The sequence below is a fragment of the Enterobacter sp. JBIWA008 genome (genome assembly GCF_019968765.1).
GTDB lineage: Bacteria > Pseudomonadota > Gammaproteobacteria > Enterobacterales > Enterobacteriaceae > Enterobacter.
Genome location: NZ_CP074149.1, coordinates 370,625 through 388,933 on the forward strand (window position 1 = coordinate 370,625; position 18,309 = coordinate 388,933).

Annotated in this window: 18 protein-coding genes; 14 read left to right on the forward strand and 4 right to left on the reverse strand. The window is 55.6% G+C overall.

The window, feature by feature from the left end:
• Positions 1-17 precede the first annotated feature (17 nt).
• The 6 genes from pnuC (at position 18) to KGP24_RS01785 (ending at position 4,708) form a co-directional block, all read left to right on the forward strand.
• Positions 18-575: a nicotinamide riboside transporter PnuC gene (gene pnuC, locus KGP24_RS01760; RefSeq protein WP_223562177.1), complete on the forward strand. Its 558-nt coding sequence runs from the start codon at positions 18-20 to the stop codon at positions 573-575.
• Positions 572-1,582, forward strand: a complete 1,011-nt coding sequence (locus KGP24_RS01765; RefSeq protein ID WP_223562178.1) for an AAA family ATPase — start codon at positions 572-574, stop codon at positions 1,580-1,582. The genes pnuC and KGP24_RS01765 overlap by 4 nt, the downstream gene beginning before the upstream one ends.
• 75 nt (positions 1,583-1,657) lie before the next feature.
• Positions 1,658-2,851 (forward strand): aromatic amino acid transaminase, encoded by a 1,194-nt coding sequence (gene tyrB, locus KGP24_RS01770; RefSeq protein WP_223562179.1) that lies wholly within the window; start codon positions 1,658-1,660, stop codon positions 2,849-2,851.
• Between the two features lie 257 nt (positions 2,852-3,108).
• Entirely contained in the window at positions 3,109-3,822 is a 714-nt protein-coding gene (aphA, locus tag KGP24_RS01775) for an acid phosphatase AphA (RefSeq protein WP_223562180.1), read from the forward strand.
• 113 nt (positions 3,823-3,935) lie between these two features.
• Positions 3,936-4,352: a secondary thiamine-phosphate synthase enzyme YjbQ gene (locus tag KGP24_RS01780; protein ID WP_223562181.1), complete on the forward strand. Its 417-nt coding sequence runs from the start codon at positions 3,936-3,938 to the stop codon at positions 4,350-4,352.
• A gap of 2 nt (positions 4,353-4,354) precedes the next feature.
• The gene (locus KGP24_RS01785) at positions 4,355-4,708 is read left to right on the forward strand and encodes an MmcQ/YjbR family DNA-binding protein (protein WP_023310053.1); all 354 of its coding nucleotides are present in this window, start codon (positions 4,355-4,357) and stop codon (positions 4,706-4,708) included.
• Between the two features lie 3 nt (positions 4,709-4,711).
• On the opposite strand, the gene uvrA is transcribed toward KGP24_RS01785, so the two are convergent.
• A complete protein-coding gene (gene uvrA / locus KGP24_RS01790; protein ID WP_223562182.1) occupies positions 4,712-7,534 on the reverse strand; it encodes an excinuclease ABC subunit UvrA in 2,823 nt (940 codons plus the stop codon).
• Between the two features lie 251 nt (positions 7,535-7,785).
• On the opposite strand from uvrA, the gene ssb1 reads away from it, so the two are divergent.
• Positions 7,786-8,316 (forward strand): single-stranded DNA-binding protein SSB1, encoded by a 531-nt coding sequence (gene ssb1 / locus KGP24_RS01795; RefSeq protein WP_023310055.1) that lies wholly within the window; start codon positions 7,786-7,788, stop codon positions 8,314-8,316.
• A gap of 62 nt (positions 8,317-8,378) precedes the next feature.
• On the opposite strand, the gene KGP24_RS01800 is transcribed toward ssb1, so the two are convergent.
• Entirely contained in the window at positions 8,379-8,660 is a 282-nt protein-coding gene (locus tag KGP24_RS01800) for a YjcB family protein (protein WP_008503385.1), read from the reverse strand.
• A gap of 642 nt (positions 8,661-9,302) precedes the next feature.
• Here KGP24_RS01800 and KGP24_RS01805 point away from each other — a divergent pair.
• Positions 9,303-10,868, forward strand: coding sequence for an EAL domain-containing protein (locus KGP24_RS01805; protein ID WP_223562183.1), 1,566 nt, complete (start codon positions 9,303-9,305; stop codon positions 10,866-10,868).
• Positions 10,869-10,874: 6 nt separating this feature from the next.
• On the opposite strand, the gene soxS is transcribed toward KGP24_RS01805, so the two are convergent.
• On the reverse strand, positions 10,875-11,201 hold the full coding sequence (gene soxS, locus KGP24_RS01810; protein ID WP_013095071.1) for a superoxide response transcriptional regulator SoxS: 327 nt from the start codon (positions 11,199-11,201) through the stop codon (positions 10,875-10,877).
• 98 nt (positions 11,202-11,299) lie between these two features.
• Here soxS and soxR point away from each other — a divergent pair, with 98 nt between their 5' ends.
• From soxR to KGP24_RS01830, 4 genes are all read left to right on the forward strand, one after another.
• On the forward strand, positions 11,300-11,758 hold the full coding sequence (gene soxR, locus KGP24_RS01815; protein ID WP_023331806.1) for a redox-sensitive transcriptional activator SoxR: 459 nt from the start codon (positions 11,300-11,302) through the stop codon (positions 11,756-11,758).
• A 266-nt stretch (positions 11,759-12,024) separates the two neighbouring features.
• Positions 12,025-12,696, forward strand: a complete 672-nt coding sequence (locus KGP24_RS01820; protein ID WP_223562184.1) for a glutathione S-transferase — start codon at positions 12,025-12,027, stop codon at positions 12,694-12,696.
• A 294-nt stretch (positions 12,697-12,990) separates the two neighbouring features.
• Complete coding sequence (gene ghxP / locus KGP24_RS01825) at positions 12,991-14,340, forward strand: guanine/hypoxanthine transporter GhxP (protein WP_223562185.1); 1,350 nt, start codon at positions 12,991-12,993, stop codon at positions 14,338-14,340.
• A gap of 150 nt (positions 14,341-14,490) precedes the next feature.
• Entirely contained in the window at positions 14,491-16,137 is a 1,647-nt protein-coding gene (locus tag KGP24_RS01830) for a Na+/H+ antiporter (protein WP_023334184.1), read from the forward strand.
• Between the two features lie 75 nt (positions 16,138-16,212).
• Here the strand turns inward: KGP24_RS01830 and KGP24_RS01835 are convergent, their stop codons facing one another.
• The gene (locus KGP24_RS01835) at positions 16,213-17,103 is read right to left on the reverse strand and encodes a LysR family transcriptional regulator (protein ID WP_223562186.1); all 891 of its coding nucleotides are present in this window, start codon (positions 17,101-17,103) and stop codon (positions 16,213-16,215) included.
• A gap of 102 nt (positions 17,104-17,205) precedes the next feature.
• On the opposite strand from KGP24_RS01835, the gene KGP24_RS01840 reads away from it, so the two are divergent.
• Both KGP24_RS01840 and KGP24_RS01845 read left to right on the forward strand, forming a co-directional pair.
• Positions 17,206-17,616 carry a CidA/LrgA family protein gene (locus KGP24_RS01840; protein ID WP_223562187.1) on the forward strand — a complete coding sequence of 137 codons (411 nt, stop codon included), beginning with the start codon at positions 17,206-17,208 and terminating at the stop codon, positions 17,614-17,616.
• The gene (locus KGP24_RS01845) at positions 17,609-18,298 is read left to right on the forward strand and encodes an LrgB family protein (RefSeq protein WP_223562188.1); all 690 of its coding nucleotides are present in this window, start codon (positions 17,609-17,611) and stop codon (positions 18,296-18,298) included. Before KGP24_RS01840 ends, KGP24_RS01845 begins: the two co-directional genes overlap by 8 nt.
• Positions 18,299-18,309: the final 11 nt, after the last annotated feature.

The following is an 18,309-nucleotide window of genomic DNA, read 5'->3' on the forward strand; positions in this document are numbered from 1 at the left end:
CATTCCAGGGAAGGATAATGTCCCCTTCAGAAATCGCCGCGTGTCTGGCCTATGCACTCTCCGTCTGGCTGGCTGCCAGAAACAATATCCATACGTGGTGGATAGGCATCATAGGCAGCGGGCTTTATGTCTGGGTCTTCTACTCTGTACAGCTCTATGCTGACGTTACCCTTCAGTTCTTTTTCATCCTAACGAGCATAATCGGCTGGCTGCATTGGCTTAAAGGCAATCATGGAGAGGTCTTGCCTGTTCGTCGTACCAGACCGGGACATTTTTTTATGCTTTTAGCCTGCGCCATAAGCGTAGCAGCGGCGTACGGATGGATATTGCATCGCTTTACAAATGCATGGGCCCCCTGGCTGGACTCCATCATTTTGACCTTCAGCATTCTTGCTCAGTTTATGTTGATGGGCCGGCGTCTGGAAAATTGGTACATCTGGCTTTCCGTTAACACGCTGGCAGTACCGCTGTACGCGACGAGAGAACTGTATCTGACCGCCGGTCTATATCTGCTGTTTTGGTTTAATGCGTGGCACGGACTGTATCAGTGGCGCAAGGAGATCCGTGCGCAATGACGCTGTATGCCAACGGCCTGGTGGTCGGCAAATTCGCACCATTACATGCGGGCCATGAAGCGCTTATTAATGCGGCACTTGAGCAGTGCAAGACGGTCTATATCATCAGCTATTCGTTGCCGGAAATACGCGGTTACGAACCTGAAAAGCGGCTTAACTGGCTAACAAAGCGCTTCCCGCAATGTCGCCACCTCGTGCTTTCGGCGCAGGTGTTGGCTTCATATGGCATTGCACCACCGCCACCGAATGACGCTGATGACGATCTTCACCGTCACTATGTTGCAACGCTGTGTGAGGACATTTTGCATTGTCAGCCAGAGGCGGTATTTACTGCCGAAGACTATGGAGACGGGTTTGCCACTGTCCTGAGCCAGCGTTTCGGAAGACCGGTTGCGCACGTGCGCCTCCAGCGTCCACGTGGGCCAGAGGCTCCTTCGGGAACGCGCATCCGTTCTGATGTTCATCGTTATCGTCAGATGATGTCCCCTGAGGTGTATCGCAGCTTTGTTTTTCGTATCTGCTTATTAGGTGGAGAATCGACGGGCAAAAGTACGCTTGCAAAGGCACTGGCGCAGACGCTAAACGTCCCGTACGTTGCAGAGTATGGTCGTGAACACTGGGAAGCGAAGAACGGCATCCTGGATCGGGAGGATTTGCTGCATATTGCCCGCGAGCAGGTGCGTCGGGAAGAATTAGCCTGCACGGCGCCTTATCTGGTCTGTGATACTTCACCTTTAACGACCCTGTTTTACGCGCTCGATCAGTTTGGCAGCGCGCCGCAGGCGTTAATGACGCTCGCTGAACGAGACTATGCACTGGTCGTACTTTGCGGAGATGAATTTCCGTTTGTGCAGGATGGCACCCGGCAGGGCGAGGCGTTTCGCCACCGCCAGCAGGTATGGTATGAAGCAGAGCTGTCACAACGGAACATTCCTTTTCTACGCGTGCAGGGCTCACTGCCTGAGCGAATCGATCACATTTGCCGATATATCCAGGGACTGACCTGATATCGCTCTCGACCTTCACCTGCTTCCGGTTTATTGTTGAAATCCCTGCCTCATCGAATTCCGGAGAACCATCGCGTGTTTCAGAAAGTTGACGCCTATGCCGGCGACCCTATTCTCTCCTTAATGGAGCGTTTCAAAGAAGATCCTCGCAGCGACAAAGTGAACCTCAGCATTGGTCTGTATTACAACGAGGACGGCATTATTCCTCAATTAAAAGCCGTTGCCGAAGCCGAAGCGCGTCTGAACGCCGTTCCACACGGTGCTTCTCTTTATCTGCCGATGGAAGGGTTAAACGCCTACCGCAACACCATCGCTCCGCTGTTATTCGGTGCCGATCACGCGGTGCTCGCGCAAAAACGCGTGGCGACCATCCAGACGCTGGGCGGCTCGGGTGCGCTGAAAGTGGGAGCAGACTTCCTGAAAAAATACTTCCCGGATTCAGGCGTGTGGGTCAGTGATCCGACGTGGGAAAACCACGTTGCGATCTTCGAGGGCGCAGGCTTCAAAGTGGCGACCTATCCGTGGTTTGACAGCGAAACCAACGGCGTGCGCGTTGAAGCGCTGCTGGAAAAACTGAACACCCTGCCGGCGCGCAGCATTGTGCTGCTGCATCCATGCTGCCATAACCCGACCGGTGCGGATCTTACCAACGCCCAGTGGGATGCGGTGATTGAGGTACTGAAGGCCCGCAATCTGATCCCGTTCCTCGACATCGCCTACCAGGGCTTTGGTGCGGGCATGGAAGAAGATGCTTACGCCATTCGCGCCGTGGCGAGCGCCGGGCTGCCAGCGCTGGTCAGCAACTCCTTCTCTAAAATCTTCTCCCTGTACGGTGAACGCGTTGGCGGTCTGTCCGTGGTGTGTGAAGACGCCGAAGCGGCAGGTCGCGTGCTCGGCCAGCTCAAGGCGACGGTGCGCCGCATTTACTCCAGCCCGCCGAACTTTGGTGCGCAGGTGGTGGCGACGGTGCTCGGTGACGAGCAGCTGAAAGCGTCCTGGCTTGCGGAAGTGGAAGCGATGCGTAAGCGAATCCTGTCCATGCGTCAGGAGCTGGTTAACGTGCTGAAAGAGGCCGTGCCGGGACATAACTTCGACTATCTGCTCAAGCAGCGCGGGATGTTCAGCTATACCGGACTGAGTGCGGCACAGGTCGATCGTCTGCGCGAAGAGTTCGGCGTCTACCTGATCGCCAGCGGCCGTATGTGCGTGGCGGGTCTGAACGCCAGTAACGTTCATCGCGTGGCGCAGGCGTTTGCTGCTGTAATGTAAGTACTCACTATTCATTTCTCCCTCTCCCTGTGGGAGAGGGCCGGGATGAAGGCATCAGGCCGCACAAGAATCTTGCCCGGTGGCGCTGCGCTTACCGGGCCTACACGCTTCTTCCGCGCTTTGTGATCGTCTTCTTTTTATTCAGCCTCATAAGCAAAAACTCCTTCCCTTCACCTCCCGCCGGGGTTATGGTCGGATAGTTTTTTGACCATTCGCTCAAATTAAAACGATAACAAACTGAATATTCAGGGGAAAATATGCGCAAGATCACACTGGCGCTCAGCGCCGCCTGCTTATTGTTCTCGCTTAATAGCGCCGTCGTCGCGCGCGCTTCTGCCCCGACGCCGCTTTACACCGGCACCACCGCCGCCATTCTTGCCGAGCAGGCGCCCATTCACTGGGTTTCCGTGGCCCAAATCGAAAACAGCCTGATGGGCCGTGCGCCAATGGCCGTGGGTTTTGACATTGACGATACCGTGCTGTTCTCAAGCCCCGGCTTCTGGCGCGGGAAGAAAACGTATTCTCCGGAAAGCGAAGCGTATCTGAAGAACCCGGAATTCTGGGAAAAAATGAATAACGGCTGGGACGAATTCAGCATCCCGAAAGAGGTTGCCCGTGCGCTTATTGCCATGCACGTGAAGCGCGGTGACAGCATTTACTTTGTCACCGGCCGCAGTCAGACCAAAACGGAAACCGTCTCTAAAACGCTGCAGGATGATTTCAAGATCCCGGCGACCAGCATGAACCCGGTAATTTTTGCCGGTGACAAAGAAGGGCAAAACACCAAAACCCAGTGGCTGGAAAAGAAAAACATCAAAGTATTCTATGGTGATTCAGATAACGACATCACCGCCGCGCACGACGTGGGGGCCAGAGGGATCCGGGTATTACGGGCCTCTAACTCGACCTATCGACCGCTGCCGATGGCCGGAAAGTTTGGCGAAGAAGTGATCGTCAACTCGGAGTATTAAGTACCCGGCAGCGGATTTGACTCTTTTTTAATCAAATCTCGCTGCTGCGGGTTTTACCTTTCGTCTTCTTGCTGCACACTTAGAAAGATTCATCTTTCATTACGGAGCAGCACATGTGGTACCAGCAGACCCTGACCTTAAGCGCTAAACCACGCGGATTTCACCTGGTGACGGACGAAGTCATCGGTCAAATCCGCGACCTGTCGCGGGTCAGGACGGGTTTGCTGCACCTGCTTCTTCAGCACACGTCTGCCTCTCTCACGCTTAATGAAAATTGCGATCCCACCGTCCGGTCTGACATGGAGCACCATTTTCTGAAGACCGTCCCGGACAGCGCACCTTACGAGCATGACTATGAGGGGGCGGACGATATGCCTTCGCATATTAAATCCTCCCTGTTGGGCGTATCGTTGATGCTGCCGGTTCACAACGGGCGGCTGCTGTTGGGCACATGGCAGGGGATCTGGCTGGGAGAGCATCGCATTCACGGTGGTTCGCGTAAAATTATCGCCACGCTACAAGGGGACTAAAGATGACAATTTCGGAGATACTTCAGTACTGCATGAGTAAACCTGGCGCAGAGCAAAGCGTTCATAGCGACTGGAAAGCCACGCAGATTAAAGTGGGAGATGTCCTGTTTGCGATGGTGAAAGAAGTAGAGGGGCGCCCGGCGGCGTCGCTGAAAACCAGCCCTGAACTGGCGGATTTGCTACGTCAACAGCATGATGACGTGAGGCCGAGCAAGCACCTCAATAAGGCGCACTGGAGCACCGTCTATCTGGATGGATCGATTCCTGGCTCGCAAATTTACTACCTGGTGGACGCGTCCTATCAGCAGGCGGTTGAGCTGCTGCCGGAAACGACCCGACAGCAACTCTCCGTGTGACAATTACAGCAACGGCTTAAGGAAGCGTGCGGTGTGCGAGGCTTCGCACTCTGCAACGGTCTCTGGCGTACCGGAGACGAGAATTTCACCGCCGCCGCTGCCGCCTTCCGGACCGAGATCGACAATCCAGTCCGCGGTTTTAATCACGTCCAGGTTATGTTCGATGACCACAATAGTGTTGCCCTGATCGCGCAGCTGATGCAGCACGTCGAGCAGCTGCTGGATGTCGGCAAAGTGCAGGCCGGTGGTCGGCTCGTCAAGAATGTAGAGCGTCTGACCGGTGCCGCGTTTGGACAGCTCACGCGCCAGCTTCACGCGCTGCGCTTCCCCGCCGGACAGCGTGGTTGCGGACTGTCCCAGACGAATGTAGGTCAGGCCCACGTCCATCAGCGTCTGCAGCTTACGCGCCAGCGCAGGGACGGCGTCAAAGAATTCGCGCGCCTCTTCAATGGTCATGTCCAGTACTTCGTGGATGGTCTTGCCTTTGTACTTAATCTCCAGCGTTTCGCGGTTATAGCGTTTGCCTTTGCACTGATCGCACGGCACGTAGATATCCGGCAGGAAGTGCATCTCAACCTTGATCACGCCGTCGCCCTGGCACGCTTCGCAGCGGCCACCGCGAACGTTAAAGCTGAAACGCCCTGGCGTATAGCCGCGTGAACGCGCTTCCGGCACACCGGCAAAGAGTTCACGCACGGGCGTAAAGACACCGGTATAGGTTGCCGGGTTAGAGCGCGGAGTACGGCCAATCGGGCTCTGGTCAATGTCGATAACTTTATCGAAATGCTCCAGACCCTGGATGTCGCGGTACGGCGCAGGCTCGGCCAGCGTCGCGCCGTTCAGCGCCGTCTGCGCAATTGGGAACAGCGTATCGTTGATCAGCGTCGATTTACCGGAACCGGACACGCCGGTGATGCAGGTAAACAGGCCAACCGGCAGCGTCAGGGTGACGTCTTTCAGGTTGTTGCCGCGCGCGCCGGTCAGCTTCAGCACTTTTTCCGGATCTGCCGCTACGCGCTGTTTTGGCACCTCAATCTTACGCTTGCCGCTCATGTACTGGCCGGTCAGCGATTCGGGCACCGCCATGATGTCCTTCAGCGTCCCTTCTGCAACGACCTGACCGCCATGTACGCCTGCACCAGGACCAATATCGATGACGTGGTCAGCCGCGCGGATCGCATCTTCGTCGTGCTCGACCACAATCACCGTGTTGCCGAGGTTGCGCAGGTGGACCAGCGTGCCGAGCAGACGCTCGTTGTCGCGCTGGTGCAGGCCGATGGACGGCTCATCCAGCACGTACATGACGCCGACCAGGCCCGCGCCAATCTGGCTCGCCAGACGGATACGCTGCGCTTCACCGCCGGAGAGCGTTTCTGCCGAGCGGGAAAGCGTCAGGTAGTTCAGGCCAACGTTCACGAGGAACTTCAGGCGATCGCCAATCTCTTTCAGCACTTTTTCGGCGATTTTCGCGCGCTGGCCGGAAAGCTTCAGGTTGTTGAAGAAGTCCATCGCGTGGCCGATGCTCATGTCTGAGATGGTCGGCAGCGCCGTGTTTTCCACAAACACGTGGCGCGCTTCGCGACGCAGACGCGTTCCTTCACAGGTGGCGCAGGAGCGGTTGCTGATGAACTTCGCCAGCTCCTCACGCACCGCGCTGGATTCGGTCTCTTTGTAGCGGCGCTCCATGTTGTGCAGCACCCCTTCGAACGGGTGGCGACGCACGGAAGTATCGCCGCGATCGTTCATATACTTGAACTCGATGTTCTCTTTGCCGGAACCGAACAGGATCACTTTGTGCACGTTCGCGCTCAGGCTGGCCCACGGGGCTTCAACGTCGAACTTGTAGTGCTCTGCCAGCGATTTTAGCATCTGGAAGTAGTAGAAGTTACGCTTGTCCCAGCCGCGAATGGCCCCGCCCGCCAGCGACAGCTCCGGGTTCTGAATGACGCGGTCCGGGTCGAAATACTGCTGGACGCCCAGACCGTCACACGTCGGGCACGCGCCCGCCGGGTTGTTAAAGGAGAACAGGCGCGGTTCCAGCTCGCGCATGCTATAGCCGCAAATCGGACAGGCAAAGTTGGCGGAGAAGAGCAACTCTTCCGCTTTCGGGTCGTCCATGTCGGAGACCACGGCCGTGCCGCCGGAGAGTTCCAGCGCCGTTTCAAAGGATTCCGCCAGACGCGTGGCGAGATCGTCGCGCACCTTGAAGCGGTCAATGACCACTTCGATGGTGTGCTTCTTCTGCAGCTCCAGCTTTGGTGGATCGGACAGGTCGCACACTTCGCCGTCGATACGGGCGCGGATATAGCCCTGGCTTGCCAGGTTTTCCAGCGTCTTGGTGTGCTCGCCTTTGCGCTCTTTAATGATCGGTGCCAGCAGCATCAGGCGTTTGCCTTCAGGCTGCGACAGCACGTTATCCACCATCTGGCTTACGGTCTGTGCCGCCAGGGGGACGTCGTGGTCAGGGCAGCGCGGCTCACCCACGCGTGCATACAGCAGACGCAGGTAGTCGTGAATTTCGGTAATGGTACCGACCGTTGAACGCGGGTTATGCGAGGTGGACTTCTGCTCAATAGAGATAGCAGGGGATAACCCTTCAATGTGGTCGACATCCGGTTTTTCCATCAGCGACAGGAACTGACGCGCGTACGCAGAAAGTGATTCAACGTAACGACGCTGTCCTTCGGCATACAAGGTGTCGAAAGCCAGTGAGGATTTGCCAGACCCCGAAAGCCCGGTCACGACGATGAGTTTGTCGCGAGGGATTATGAGGTTGATATTCTTGAGATTGTGGGTGCGGGCGCCCCGAACTTCGATCTTATCCATTCACCTTTCCCGGTTGGAACACGGATTGCCTGGTTTGTTTGAAGGACAAACGGCTGTCAGAAACGGCTAATTATGACACAATTTAACCTGTTTGAATATACAGTATTGGAATGCATTTTCTGATTGGCTGTGTAACAATGTCGAGTTCGCGAGAGATTTCTGAACCGACTACGCAACTATGCAAATTGCTGCGTGGAAATGGTACACTCGCGCGTTTACACTATTAAGAAACGTATTCAGGAGACATGAACATGGCCAGCAGAGGCGTAAACAAGGTGATTCTCGTCGGTAATCTGGGCCAGGACCCGGAAGTACGCTACATGCCGAGTGGTGGCGCAGTTGCCAACATTACGCTGGCTACTTCCGAATCCTGGCGTGATAAAGCGACCGGTGAGATGAAAGAGCAGACCGAATGGCACCGCGTTGTGCTGTTTGGCAAACTGGCCGAAGTGGCCGGTGAGTATCTGCGTAAAGGCTCTCAGGTCTATATCGAAGGCCAGCTGCGTACCCGCAAATGGACCGATCAGTCCGGTGCTGAGAAGTACACCACTGAAGTCGTGGTTAACGTGGGCGGCACCATGCAGATGCTGGGTGGCCGTCAGGGCGGTGGTGCACCAGCGGGTGGCGGTCAGAGCCAGCAGCAGGGCGGTTGGGGTCAGCCTCAGCAGCCTCAGGGCGGCAACCAGTTCAGCGGTGGCGCACAGTCTCGTCCGCAGCAGCAGTCTGCTCCGGCGCCGTCTAACGAACCGCCAATGGATTTCGACGACGACATTCCGTTCTGATTTCCGCGTGCTTAAAACAAAAAACCCAGACTATGGTCTGGGTTTTTTTATTCCGTAAGGGATCAGGTAATCACCATCGGCCAGTCTGGTGGCGTGTGGCTCATCGCCTCAACCATCACCACTTTAATATTTTCCCAGACAGCGGCGATATCCAGTAGGGTGATGCCAAGCAGACCCGTTGCAAACCAGCAGGCCGCACCCAGCCCCAGCAGCGTACTGATGACAGCAAGACCCGCATAGTCAGATTTACGAAACTGAATGTTCAGCGTGCTGGCCAAAAACATCAGTACCGCACTCAACAAAGGCCAGCGCAGGAGAACCATGCTGGTAGTAATGGTTGCCATAAAACCCATCCTCTACAAAAAAGACGAACTGAATGAAACGGTGTTTCTCGTTACAAAATATGTGTGAACTATATCACGTTTGTTGATTTATTCGCCAGTATCTGTGCGAGCAAAAAAGGATTTTATTCCTCAGGAAAGGCGATTGTGCGTGCTGGTTCTGCCTTCGGCGTACGAGGGGACGGATCCACAGCGTGCCGGAAACGCCCATCGGGCAGGTGGGGATACCGCAAATTCGGTTTTTATAAAAGGGGCGTTATTCTCAGCCGAAACTGAAAATATTGCGCAAAGCCTGATTATTTATAAATCAACGAACACAATACCCCAGAGCAAATAGCATAAACGTCATGATGAAGCTGTACTTTTTTCATGCTGTCAGACGTTTGGCTTAATCAACGATCGTCTGTTGTGTTATCTTTGCGCCTGCCCCGGCGGGCTGGATAATTATTTTCCTTAATTGAAACGGAACGAATACTTACAGTTTAACTTACGGGAAAATATTATCGTCATAACGAATTTTAAGATTTTTAATACTAAAAGTCTGTTGCTAACTTCGCATGATTCATGCAACGTAATCACCTGTTCAACAAAACATCCGGCCTTCATTACTACAGGCGTACAATATGCAGGGATATAGGGCGGGAAATGAATCGTAGCGCGCGGCGCAAAACGCTCAGGGTGGTAGGGATCATCATGGTAGTTATGCTGCCGGTGATGCTTGCGCTATGGTTTGCCCAGCTACGAGCCGTGTCTGAAACAAGCGCCCAGCTACGTACATTTGCTGAACTGGCTTTAGACAAAACAGAGCTGGTTATTCAACAGGTTGAACTGGCCCGGGACGAGGCTGAAAAATATCAGGGTGAGCTTTGCACGCCGGGACACCGTCAATATATGCTGAACGTTGTTCGTGGCCGCCTGTTTGTCGCCGATTTAATTTATGCTGAAGGTCAGAATTTTCTTTGTTCGACCGTTTTTACACCGGATCGGCCCTACGCCATTCCTGTCGCTAATTACACGCGTAAACCTGACGTCGCTATCTATTATTATCGCGATACCCCATTTTATACTGGCTATAAAATGACATATATGCAGCGCGGAAATTATGTAGTGGTCGTCAATCCGCTTTCATACAGCGAAGTCATGTCTGCGGATCATTCTCTCTCCTGGGGTGTGTACGACACGGTAACCAATGCTTTCTTTTCCGTCAGCCAGAAAGCCAATGTTTCTTTATTAAATTCGATGATTCGGGATAAGGAATCGGTATTTCAAAAAGATAACCGCTTTTATACGATCGTAACATCCCCCAAAAGACCTATTGCGGCGATTGTGTCGACATCGAATAAACGCTTTTATGAAACGCTTTATCACCAGGCGACGTTGACGCTGCCGCTGGGCATGATCTGCAGCATTATTATTTTACTGGTATGGTCTCGTACCCATCGTGAGCTTAATTCGCCGGGGCGCTTACTGCACCGGGCGCTGAACAAACGCCAGCTTTGCGTCCACTATCAGCCGATTATTGATATCAAGAACAACAAGTGTGTGGGCGCGGAAGCGTTGTTACGCTGGCCTGGCTTTAACGGGCAGGTGATGAGCCCGGCTGAGTTTATTCCGCTGGCGGAAAATGAGGGGATGAGCGAGCGTATTACGGACTATGTCGTTGAGGAGGTGTTCAACGATCTGGGCCATTTCCTGGCCGAGCACCCTCATCTCTATATTTCGATTAACCTGTCGGCCACGGATTTCCACTCCTCGCGGCTGATCGCCATGATTTCCGACAAGGCCCACCACTATGCCGTCCGCGCGCAGCAAATCAAAATAGAAGTAACGGAACGCGGTTTTATCGATGTGCCAAAAACCACGCCGGTGATTCAGGCTTTTCGTCAGGCGGGTTATGAAGTCGCGATCGATGATTTCGGTACCGGTTACTCGAACCTGCACAACCTCTACTCGCTGAACGTGGATATTCTGAAAATTGATAAATCATTTATCGATACCTTAACGACTAACAGTACCAGCCACCTGATCGCCGAGCATATTATCGAGATGGCGCAAAGCCTGCGGCTTAAAACCATTGCGGAAGGGGTAGAGACGGCAGAGCAGGTGAGCTGGCTGTTGAAGCGTGGCGTCCAGTTTTGTCAGGGATGGCATTTCGCGAAAGCGATGCCGCCCCAGGAATTTATGACCTGGCAGCAGCAACCTTTGCACTGAGGGTGATTAATTTAACTGGTGGCGATAGTCGCTCGGCGTGCGGTCAAACTCACGACGAAACACGCGGGAAAAGGTTTGTTGCGACACATAGCCAAGATCCATCGCGATATCAAAAATGGGCCGCTGCGTTGAGCGTAGCGCCTGCGCCGCCAGCAGCAGTCTGCGCTGGCGAATGTACTCACCCAGCGTCTGATGCATGACCGTGCGGAACATTCTCTGTAAATACCATTTCGAATAGCCCGACTTTTTAGCGACCACATCAATGTTTAACGGTTGGTCGATATGTTCATCAATCCATTCAATAAGCGTCTGAATAATCTGCTGATGCGACATAAGGTTGCCCCTCTGTAGATACAACTATCTCGGTTAATTCGTCGTTTTCTCTGTGGGGGAGTATAATTCCTCAAGTTAACTTGAGGTAAAGAGGTTTTATGGAAAAGAGATTGCCGCGAATTAAAGCGCTTTTAACCCCCGGTGAAGTGGCGAAGCGAAGCGGCGTGGCGGTATCGGCGCTCCACTTCTATGAAAGCAAAGGGTTAATCAAGAGTATCCGTAACGGGGGCAACCAGCGTCGCTACACCCGCGACGTGCTCCGGTACGTGGCGATTATCAAAATTGCGCAACGAATCGGAATTCCCCTGGCCACGATCGGGGAAGCGTTTGGCGTACTGCCGGAAGGACACACGCTGAGCCCAAAAGAGTGGAAAGAGCTGTCGTCCCAGTGGCGTGAAGAGCTGGACAGGCGTATTCATACGCTGGTCGCGCTGCGTGACGAGCTGGATGGCTGCATTGGCTGCGGCTGCCTGTCGCGCAGCGACTGCCCGCTGCGTAACCCCGGCGACAGGCTGGGCGAGCAGGGAACGGGGGCGCGGTTGCTGGAAGAAGATTAATAAAGAACTAAAGCGCCACATAAGGGCGCTTTAGTTTTTCCCGGTCTTTGTCTTTCACTCTATCCCGCTGGTTCACGGGAGGGTTTCCCCCGACGTCAACACCCCTCGTGTCGAGCTGGTTGAGGAGGTTCCGGATTGTGTTGACAATTTAATTCTATCCAGGACCCGTTATTTCGCCAGCCTCGCAGACCGCTTTTTAGACGAATTTTTTTCGCGGTGTTGTTCAATTTTCTATAGTTAAAAAGTATGAATAACAGGAGAAAACCATGCTCACGGTACATCATCTTAACCAGTCGCGCTCGCACCGCGCGCTCTGGGCGCTGGAAGAACTCGGTCTGCCATATGAGATCGTCCACTACCAGCGCGAAAAGAACATGCTGGCACCGGAGGCTCTTAAAAAGGTGCATCCGTTGGGCAAATCACCGGTCATCGAAGACAACGGACTGATCCTTGCAGAGTCGGGCGCCATCCTGGAGTACCTGCAGGAAACGTACGATCCCGAGTCACGCCTTAAGCCTTTAGAGCCGGCGCATAAGGTGCAATACCGCTTCTGGCTGCATTACGCCGAAGGATCGCTGATGCCGCTGCTGTTAATGAAGCTGGTCTTCAGCAGCCTCGGCAAGCCGCCGGTGCCGTTTGGCATCAGAACCCTGGGTAAAGCGCTGGGGCAGGGAGTGCAGAAAGCGTATCTCAACCGCCAGCTGGAAACCCATGCACGCTTTATTGAGTCCCATCTTGCTAAAAACAGCTGGTTTGCCGGGGATACGCTCAGCATGGCCGATATTCAGATGAGCTTCCCGATCTTTGCCCTGCTGGCGCGCGGTGGCATCAATAATCTCCCGCATATTCAGGCATGGAAGCAAAAAGTGGAGAACTGCCCTGGCTGGCAACGAACCCTGGAAAAAGGGGGGCCGTTATCTATCCCGGGTGAGGACTGAAATGTAAACAAATTGCGCATAAACGATAACGTTTGCGCATCCTCTGTTTATTTCTTCAGCGTCATAAGTGAATTTTAGCGAAAAACGATAAAGTTCAGTTGAAAAGGGCGGGGATTACGCTAGATAATCGTTTGCCTTAATTTGACCACCCGTTTGTAAGCGTGGAGCTAAACGTTTGCTTTTTTTGTGACGCCCTTTCGTCGCAAACGCAACACAAGGATTTGACGTTTAGCTGGCAGTGGCGTCTCCACCTCGCTTACGGACTTCCTAAAAAACTCTCAGGGGATGTTTTCTATGTCTACGCCATCTGCGCGTACTGGCGGTTCACTTGACGCCATGTTTAAAATTTCGGCTCGCGGCAGCACCGTGCGTCAGGAGATCGTTGCCGGTTTGACAACATTTCTGGCGATGGTTTACTCCGTCATCGTTGTGCCGGGTATGCTGGGTAAAGCAGGCTTCCCGCCAGCGGCTGTCTTTGTGGCGACCTGCCTTGTGGCCGGCGTGGGCTCCATCGTGATGGGCCTGTGGGCGAACCTGCCGCTGGCAATTGGTTGCGCCATCTCTCTGACCGCTTTCACCGCGTTCAGCCTGGTGCTGGGTCAGCACATCAGCGTACCGGTTGCGCTGGGTGCCGTGTTCCTGATGGGTGTGCTGTTTACCGTGATTTCAGCGACCGGCATCCGTAGCTGGATTTTGCGCAACCTGCCGCAGGGCGTGGCGCACGGTACCGGTATCGGTATCGGCCTGTTCCTGTTGCTGATCGCCGCCAACGGCGTCGGTCTGGTCATCAAGAACCCGTTGGACGGTCTGCCGGTAGCGCTTGGCCATTTCGCCAGCTTCCCGGTGATTATGTCGCTGATCGGTCTGGCGGTGATTATCGGTCTGGAAAAACTGAAAGTTCCGGGCGGCATTCTGCTGACCATTATCGGCGTTTCGATTATCGGCCTGATTTTCGATCCAACCGTACACTTCTCCGGTATCTTCGCCATGCCGTCGCTGAGCGATGATAAAGGCAACTCCCTGATTGGCAGCCTGGATATCGTTGGCGCACTGAATCCGGTAATCCTGCCAAGCGTGCTGGCGCTGGTCATGACCGCCGTGTTTGACGCGACCGGTACCATCCGTGCGGTGGCCGGTCAGGCGAACCTGCTGGATAAAGACGGTCAGATTATTGATGGCGGCAAAGCGCTGACCACCGACTCCCTGAGCAGCGTCTTCTCTGGTCTGGTGGGGGCGGCGCCTGCGGCGGTGTATATCGAATCCGCAGCGGGTACGGCGGCAGGCGGTAAAACCGGCCTGACGGCGATCACCGTGGGCGTGCTGTTCATGCTGATCCTGTTCCTCTCACCGCTCTCCTATCTGGTTCCGGCGTACGCAACCGCACCGGCGCTGATGTACGTTGGCCTGTTGATGCTGAGCAACGTGGCGAAAATCGACTTTGCGGATTTCGTGGACGCCATGTCTGGCCTGATTACCGCGGTCTTCATCGTGCTGACCTGTAACATCGTTACCGGCATTATGATCGGCTTCGCGTCGCTGGTGATCGGTCGTCTGGTCTCCGGTGAATGGCGCAAGCTGAACGTCGGCACCGTGGTGATCGCCGTTGCGCTGGTGGCGTTCTACGCGGGCGGCTGGGCAATCTGAGTTATCCATTGATGCGAAAACGGGTGGCTCAGGCCGCCCGTTTTTATTTTCAGGACTCATCCTGTTGTCTTTTGCGTTACTCTGGGGAAGATAGAATAAAAGGCACGACGCCTTCCGGAGTACATAAGCAATACAGCAAACAGGGAACGCATGGAAATCTTCTTCACAATACTCATCATGACCCTTGTGGTCTCGTTATCCGGGGTGGTTACACGCGTACTGCCCTTTCAGGTCCCCCTGCCATTAATGCAAATTGCCATCGGCGCGCTGCTGGCGTGGCCGACGTTTGGCCTGCACGTGGAATTTGACCCCGAACTGTTCCTCGTGCTGTTTATTCCGCCACTGCTGTTTGCCGATGGCTGGAAAACGCCCACGCGTGAATTCCTTGAGCACGGGCGCGAGATCTTCGGCCTGGCGCTGGCGCTGGTGGTGGTCACCGTCGTCGGGATTGGTTTTCTGATCTACTGGGCGGTGCCGGGTATTCCATTAATACCCGCTTTTGCGCTGGCCGCCGTGCTGTCGCCAACCGATGCCGTGGCGCTGTCCGGCATTGTGGGTGAAGGCCGTATTCCGAAGAAAATCATGGGGATTTTACAGGGTGAGGCGCTGATGAACGACGCCTCCGGCCTGGTCGCCCTGAAGTTTGCCGTGGCCGTTGCGATGGGCACGATGGTCTTTACCGTCGGCGGCGCGACGCTGGAATTCTTCAAGGTGGCGATTGGCGGTATTCTCGCAGGCTTCGTGGTGAGCTGGCTGTACGGCCGCTCGCTGCGCTTCCTCAGCCGCTGGGGCGGCGATGAACCCGCTACGCAGATCGTACTGCTGTTCCTGCTGCCGTTTGCCTCTTATCTGATTGCTGAACATATCGGCGTGTCGGGCATTCTGGCAGCGGTTGCTGCGGGGATGACCATCACCCGTTCCGGCGTAATGCGCCGCGCGCCGCTGGCCATGCGCCTGCGTGCCAACAGCACCTGGGCCATGCTGGAATTTGTCTTTAACGGCATGGTCTTCCTGCTTTTGGGCCTGCAGCTGCCGGGCATTATGGAATCCTCGCTGGTGGCGGCCGAGGCCGATCCGAACGTTGAGGTCTGGATGCTGTTTACCGACGTCGTGCTGATCTACCTGGCGCTGATGCTGGTGCGTTTTGGCTGGCTGTGGACGATGAAAAACTTCAGCGTCCGCTTCCTGAAGAAAAAGCCGATGGAGTTCGGCTCCTGGACAACGCGTGAACTGCTGATTGCCTCTTTTGCGGGCGTACGCGGGGCGATCACCCTTGCCGGTGTCCTCTCCATTCCGCTGCTGCTGCCGACGGGCGACGTCTTCCCGGCGCGCTACGAGCTGGTGTTCCTGGCGGCGGGCGTAATTCTGTTCTCACTGTTTGTCGGCGTGATTATGCTGCCGATTTTACTTCAGCATATTGATGCCGGTGATTCGACCCAGCAGCATAAAGAGGAGCGTATTGCGCGGGCGGCTACTGCCGAAGTGGCAATTGTCGCGATTCAGAAGATGGAAGAGCGCCTGGCCGCGGATGCGGAAGAGAACATCGATAATCAGCTGCTGACGGAAGTCAGTTCCCGCGTGATTGGTAACCTGCGTCGTCGGGCCGACGGGCGTAACGATGTGGAAAGCTCGCTGCAGGAGGAAAACCTGGAGCGTCGGTTCCGCCTGGCGGCGCTGCGCTCAGAGCGTGCCGAGCTGTATCACCTGCGCGCCACGCGCCAGATCAGCAACGAAACGCTGCAAAAGCTGCTGCACGATCTGGACCTGCTGGAAGCGCTGTTGATAGAGAATCAGTAGCGCTGTTTTTGCCCGGTGGCGCTGCGCTTACCGGGCCTGCGAGCTCGATCGGTTCCCTCTCCCTGTGGGAGAGGGTTAGGGTGAAGGGGAAACCCAAAACCCCTCACAGCATTGCAACCACGCCTGCGCGCTCTGCGATAAATACACCCCTTCACGCCAGATCATCCCCAGCTGCCAGTGTAGGTCGCTCTCCAGCGGGATCCAGCGCAGCGTGTTTTTATCCAGCCGCTCGCAAATCGGCTGCGGCAGAATGGCAATCCCCACGCCGGCCTGCACCATCGCTGCCAGGAAATCCCACTGTCCGCTGCGCACCGCAATGCGCGGCTTCACGTTATGGTGGTTAAACAGCGTCATCAGCTGGCGGCTGAGGGCGAAGTCTTCGTTGTAGATCAGCAGAGGGTGCTCGCCGAGCAGTTCAGGCTTCACCGAATCTCTCTTCAGCCAGTCACCGGAGCGGGGAACCAGCACGCACAGCGGATGGCTAAAGAGCGGAAGCGTCGCCAGACCGCTCTCTTCCTCAACGGGGAGGGCGGTCATGGCCACGTCGAGCTCGCCGTTGGTAACGGCCTGCTGAACGGTTAAGCCGCCAAACTCCGAAATCTTCAGCTCAACGCCGGGATAACGCTGGCGAAACAGGCCGATCGGCCCGGCCATCATCATCCCCACCATTGGTGGAATGCCGAGGCGAAGCACCCCTTTCGTCAGATGATTGATATCGTCCAGCTCTGCTTCCAGCTGGCGGAACTCCGCCAGGATCGCCAGCCCGCGTTCGAATACCACGCGTCCGGTGTCGGTCAGCAACAGCTTGCGCCCGTCGCGGATCAGCAGGGTACAGTTCAGTTCATCTTCGAGGTTTTTCAGCATCTTGCTGATGGTGGGCTGGGTAACAAACAACTTCTCCGCTGCGCGGGTAAAACTTTGCTGGCGAACCACTTCGACAAAATAGCGCAGCGTTCTTATGTCCATGATTATTCCTCGAAACTATACCTTTGATGATTTTAATTCATTTCAGTCCATACCGTGCGCTCTCTATACTGGCGCCTCGTCTCATTTTTGAGGAAAACCCCCATGGCCGTGGCGTTAAGCCGTGTTACGCCTGCCGTTGTACAACGACTCCAGGTACCGGTTCAGGTACTGCTCTACGCGGGACTGTTTGTTTTCGCTGAATATCTTGTCGGCTGGCTGCATCTGCCGCTGCCCGCCAATCTTGTCGGGATGCTGCTGATGCTGACGCTTATTCTGTGTCGCGTGGTCCCCCTTAACTGGGTGCGTGCCGGGGCGCGCTGGCTGCTGGCGGAAATGCTGCTGTTCTTTGTCCCTGCCGTGGTGGCGGTGGTGAACTATGCGCAGCTGCTGATGGTGGATGGCTGGCGAATCTTTGCGGTCATCGCGCTGAGTACGTTGATGGTGCTGGGGGCGACCGCCTGGGTCGTGGATAAAGTGTACCGGTTTGAAATCAGCAGGCACAAACATGACTAATTTTCAGATAAGCGTCCTGTGCCTGATCGCGACGCTCGTGATCTACTTCGCCAACAAGCGGCTGTATCGCCGGTTTCATGCCCTGCCGCTGATGCCGCTGGTCTTCACGCCGATCCTGCTGGTGCTGATGCTGGTCTTCGGCCACATTTCCTGGCAGAACTACATTGGTGAATCCCACTGGCTGCTGTGGCTGCTCGGCCCGGCGACCATCGCCTTTGCCGTGCCCGTTTACGACAACCTGGCGATTATCAAACGCCACTGGATGTCGCTCAGCGCAGGCGTGATCACCGCCACGGTGGTCGCGGTCTGCAGCTCCGTCTGGCTGGCGAGACTGTTTACGCTGCCCGATGAAATTCAGCGCAGCCTGGCCGTGCGTTCGGTGACCACGCCGTTTGCGCTGGCCGCCGCGAAACCGCTCGGCGGACAGCCGGATCTGGTGGCGCTGTTTGTGGTGGTGACGGGCGTCTTTGGGATGGCGGTCGGCGATATGCTCTTTCTGCGGCTTTCTATCCAGGAAGGGATGGCAAAGGGGGCAGGGTTTGGCGCGGCGTCGCACGGGGCGGGCACGGCACGTTCGTATGAGCTGGGGCAGCAGGAGGGCGTCGTCGCGAGCCTGGTGATGATGCTCTCAGGCGTAGTGATGGTGCTAATTGCCCCGCTGGTGGCGTGGGTGATGTTTTAAGCTCCCCGGCC

What these genes read in the sequence shown, in the direction of transcription:
- KGP24_RS01780 (WP_223562181.1), top strand. Translation starts at nt 3,936, where the DNA reads ATGTGGTACCAGCAGACCCTGACCTTAAGCGCTAAACCACGCGGATTT.
- KGP24_RS01800 (WP_008503385.1), bottom strand. Translation starts at nt 8,660, where the DNA reads ATGGCAACCATTACTACCAGCATGGTTCTCCTGCGCTGGCCTTTGTTG.
- pnuC (WP_223562177.1), top strand. Translation starts at nt 18, where the DNA reads ATGTCCCCTTCAGAAATCGCCGCGTGTCTGGCCTATGCACTCTCCGTC.
- KGP24_RS01820 (WP_223562184.1), top strand. Translation starts at nt 12,025, where the DNA reads ATGCTCACGGTACATCATCTTAACCAGTCGCGCTCGCACCGCGCGCTC.
- KGP24_RS01765 (WP_223562178.1), top strand. Translation starts at nt 572, where the DNA reads ATGACGCTGTATGCCAACGGCCTGGTGGTCGGCAAATTCGCACCATTA.
- ghxP (WP_223562185.1), top strand. Translation starts at nt 12,991, where the DNA reads ATGTCTACGCCATCTGCGCGTACTGGCGGTTCACTTGACGCCATGTTT.
- soxR (WP_023331806.1), top strand. Translation starts at nt 11,300, where the DNA reads ATGGAAAAGAGATTGCCGCGAATTAAAGCGCTTTTAACCCCCGGTGAA.
- KGP24_RS01785 (WP_023310053.1), top strand. Translation starts at nt 4,355, where the DNA reads ATGACAATTTCGGAGATACTTCAGTACTGCATGAGTAAACCTGGCGCA.
- KGP24_RS01830 (WP_023334184.1), top strand. Translation starts at nt 14,491, where the DNA reads ATGGAAATCTTCTTCACAATACTCATCATGACCCTTGTGGTCTCGTTA.
- aphA (WP_223562180.1), top strand. Translation starts at nt 3,109, where the DNA reads ATGCGCAAGATCACACTGGCGCTCAGCGCCGCCTGCTTATTGTTCTCG.
- KGP24_RS01840 (WP_223562187.1), top strand. Translation starts at nt 17,206, where the DNA reads ATGGCCGTGGCGTTAAGCCGTGTTACGCCTGCCGTTGTACAACGACTC.
- ssb1 (WP_023310055.1), top strand. Translation starts at nt 7,786, where the DNA reads ATGGCCAGCAGAGGCGTAAACAAGGTGATTCTCGTCGGTAATCTGGGC.
- uvrA (WP_223562182.1), bottom strand. Translation starts at nt 7,534, where the DNA reads ATGGATAAGATCGAAGTTCGGGGCGCCCGCACCCACAATCTCAAGAAT.
- soxS (WP_013095071.1), bottom strand. Translation starts at nt 11,201, where the DNA reads ATGTCGCATCAGCAGATTATTCAGACGCTTATTGAATGGATTGATGAA.
- KGP24_RS01805 (WP_223562183.1), top strand. Translation starts at nt 9,303, where the DNA reads ATGAATCGTAGCGCGCGGCGCAAAACGCTCAGGGTGGTAGGGATCATC.
- KGP24_RS01835 (WP_223562186.1), bottom strand. Translation starts at nt 17,103, where the DNA reads ATGGACATAAGAACGCTGCGCTATTTTGTCGAAGTGGTTCGCCAGCAA.
- KGP24_RS01845 (WP_223562188.1), top strand. Translation starts at nt 17,609, where the DNA reads ATGACTAATTTTCAGATAAGCGTCCTGTGCCTGATCGCGACGCTCGTG.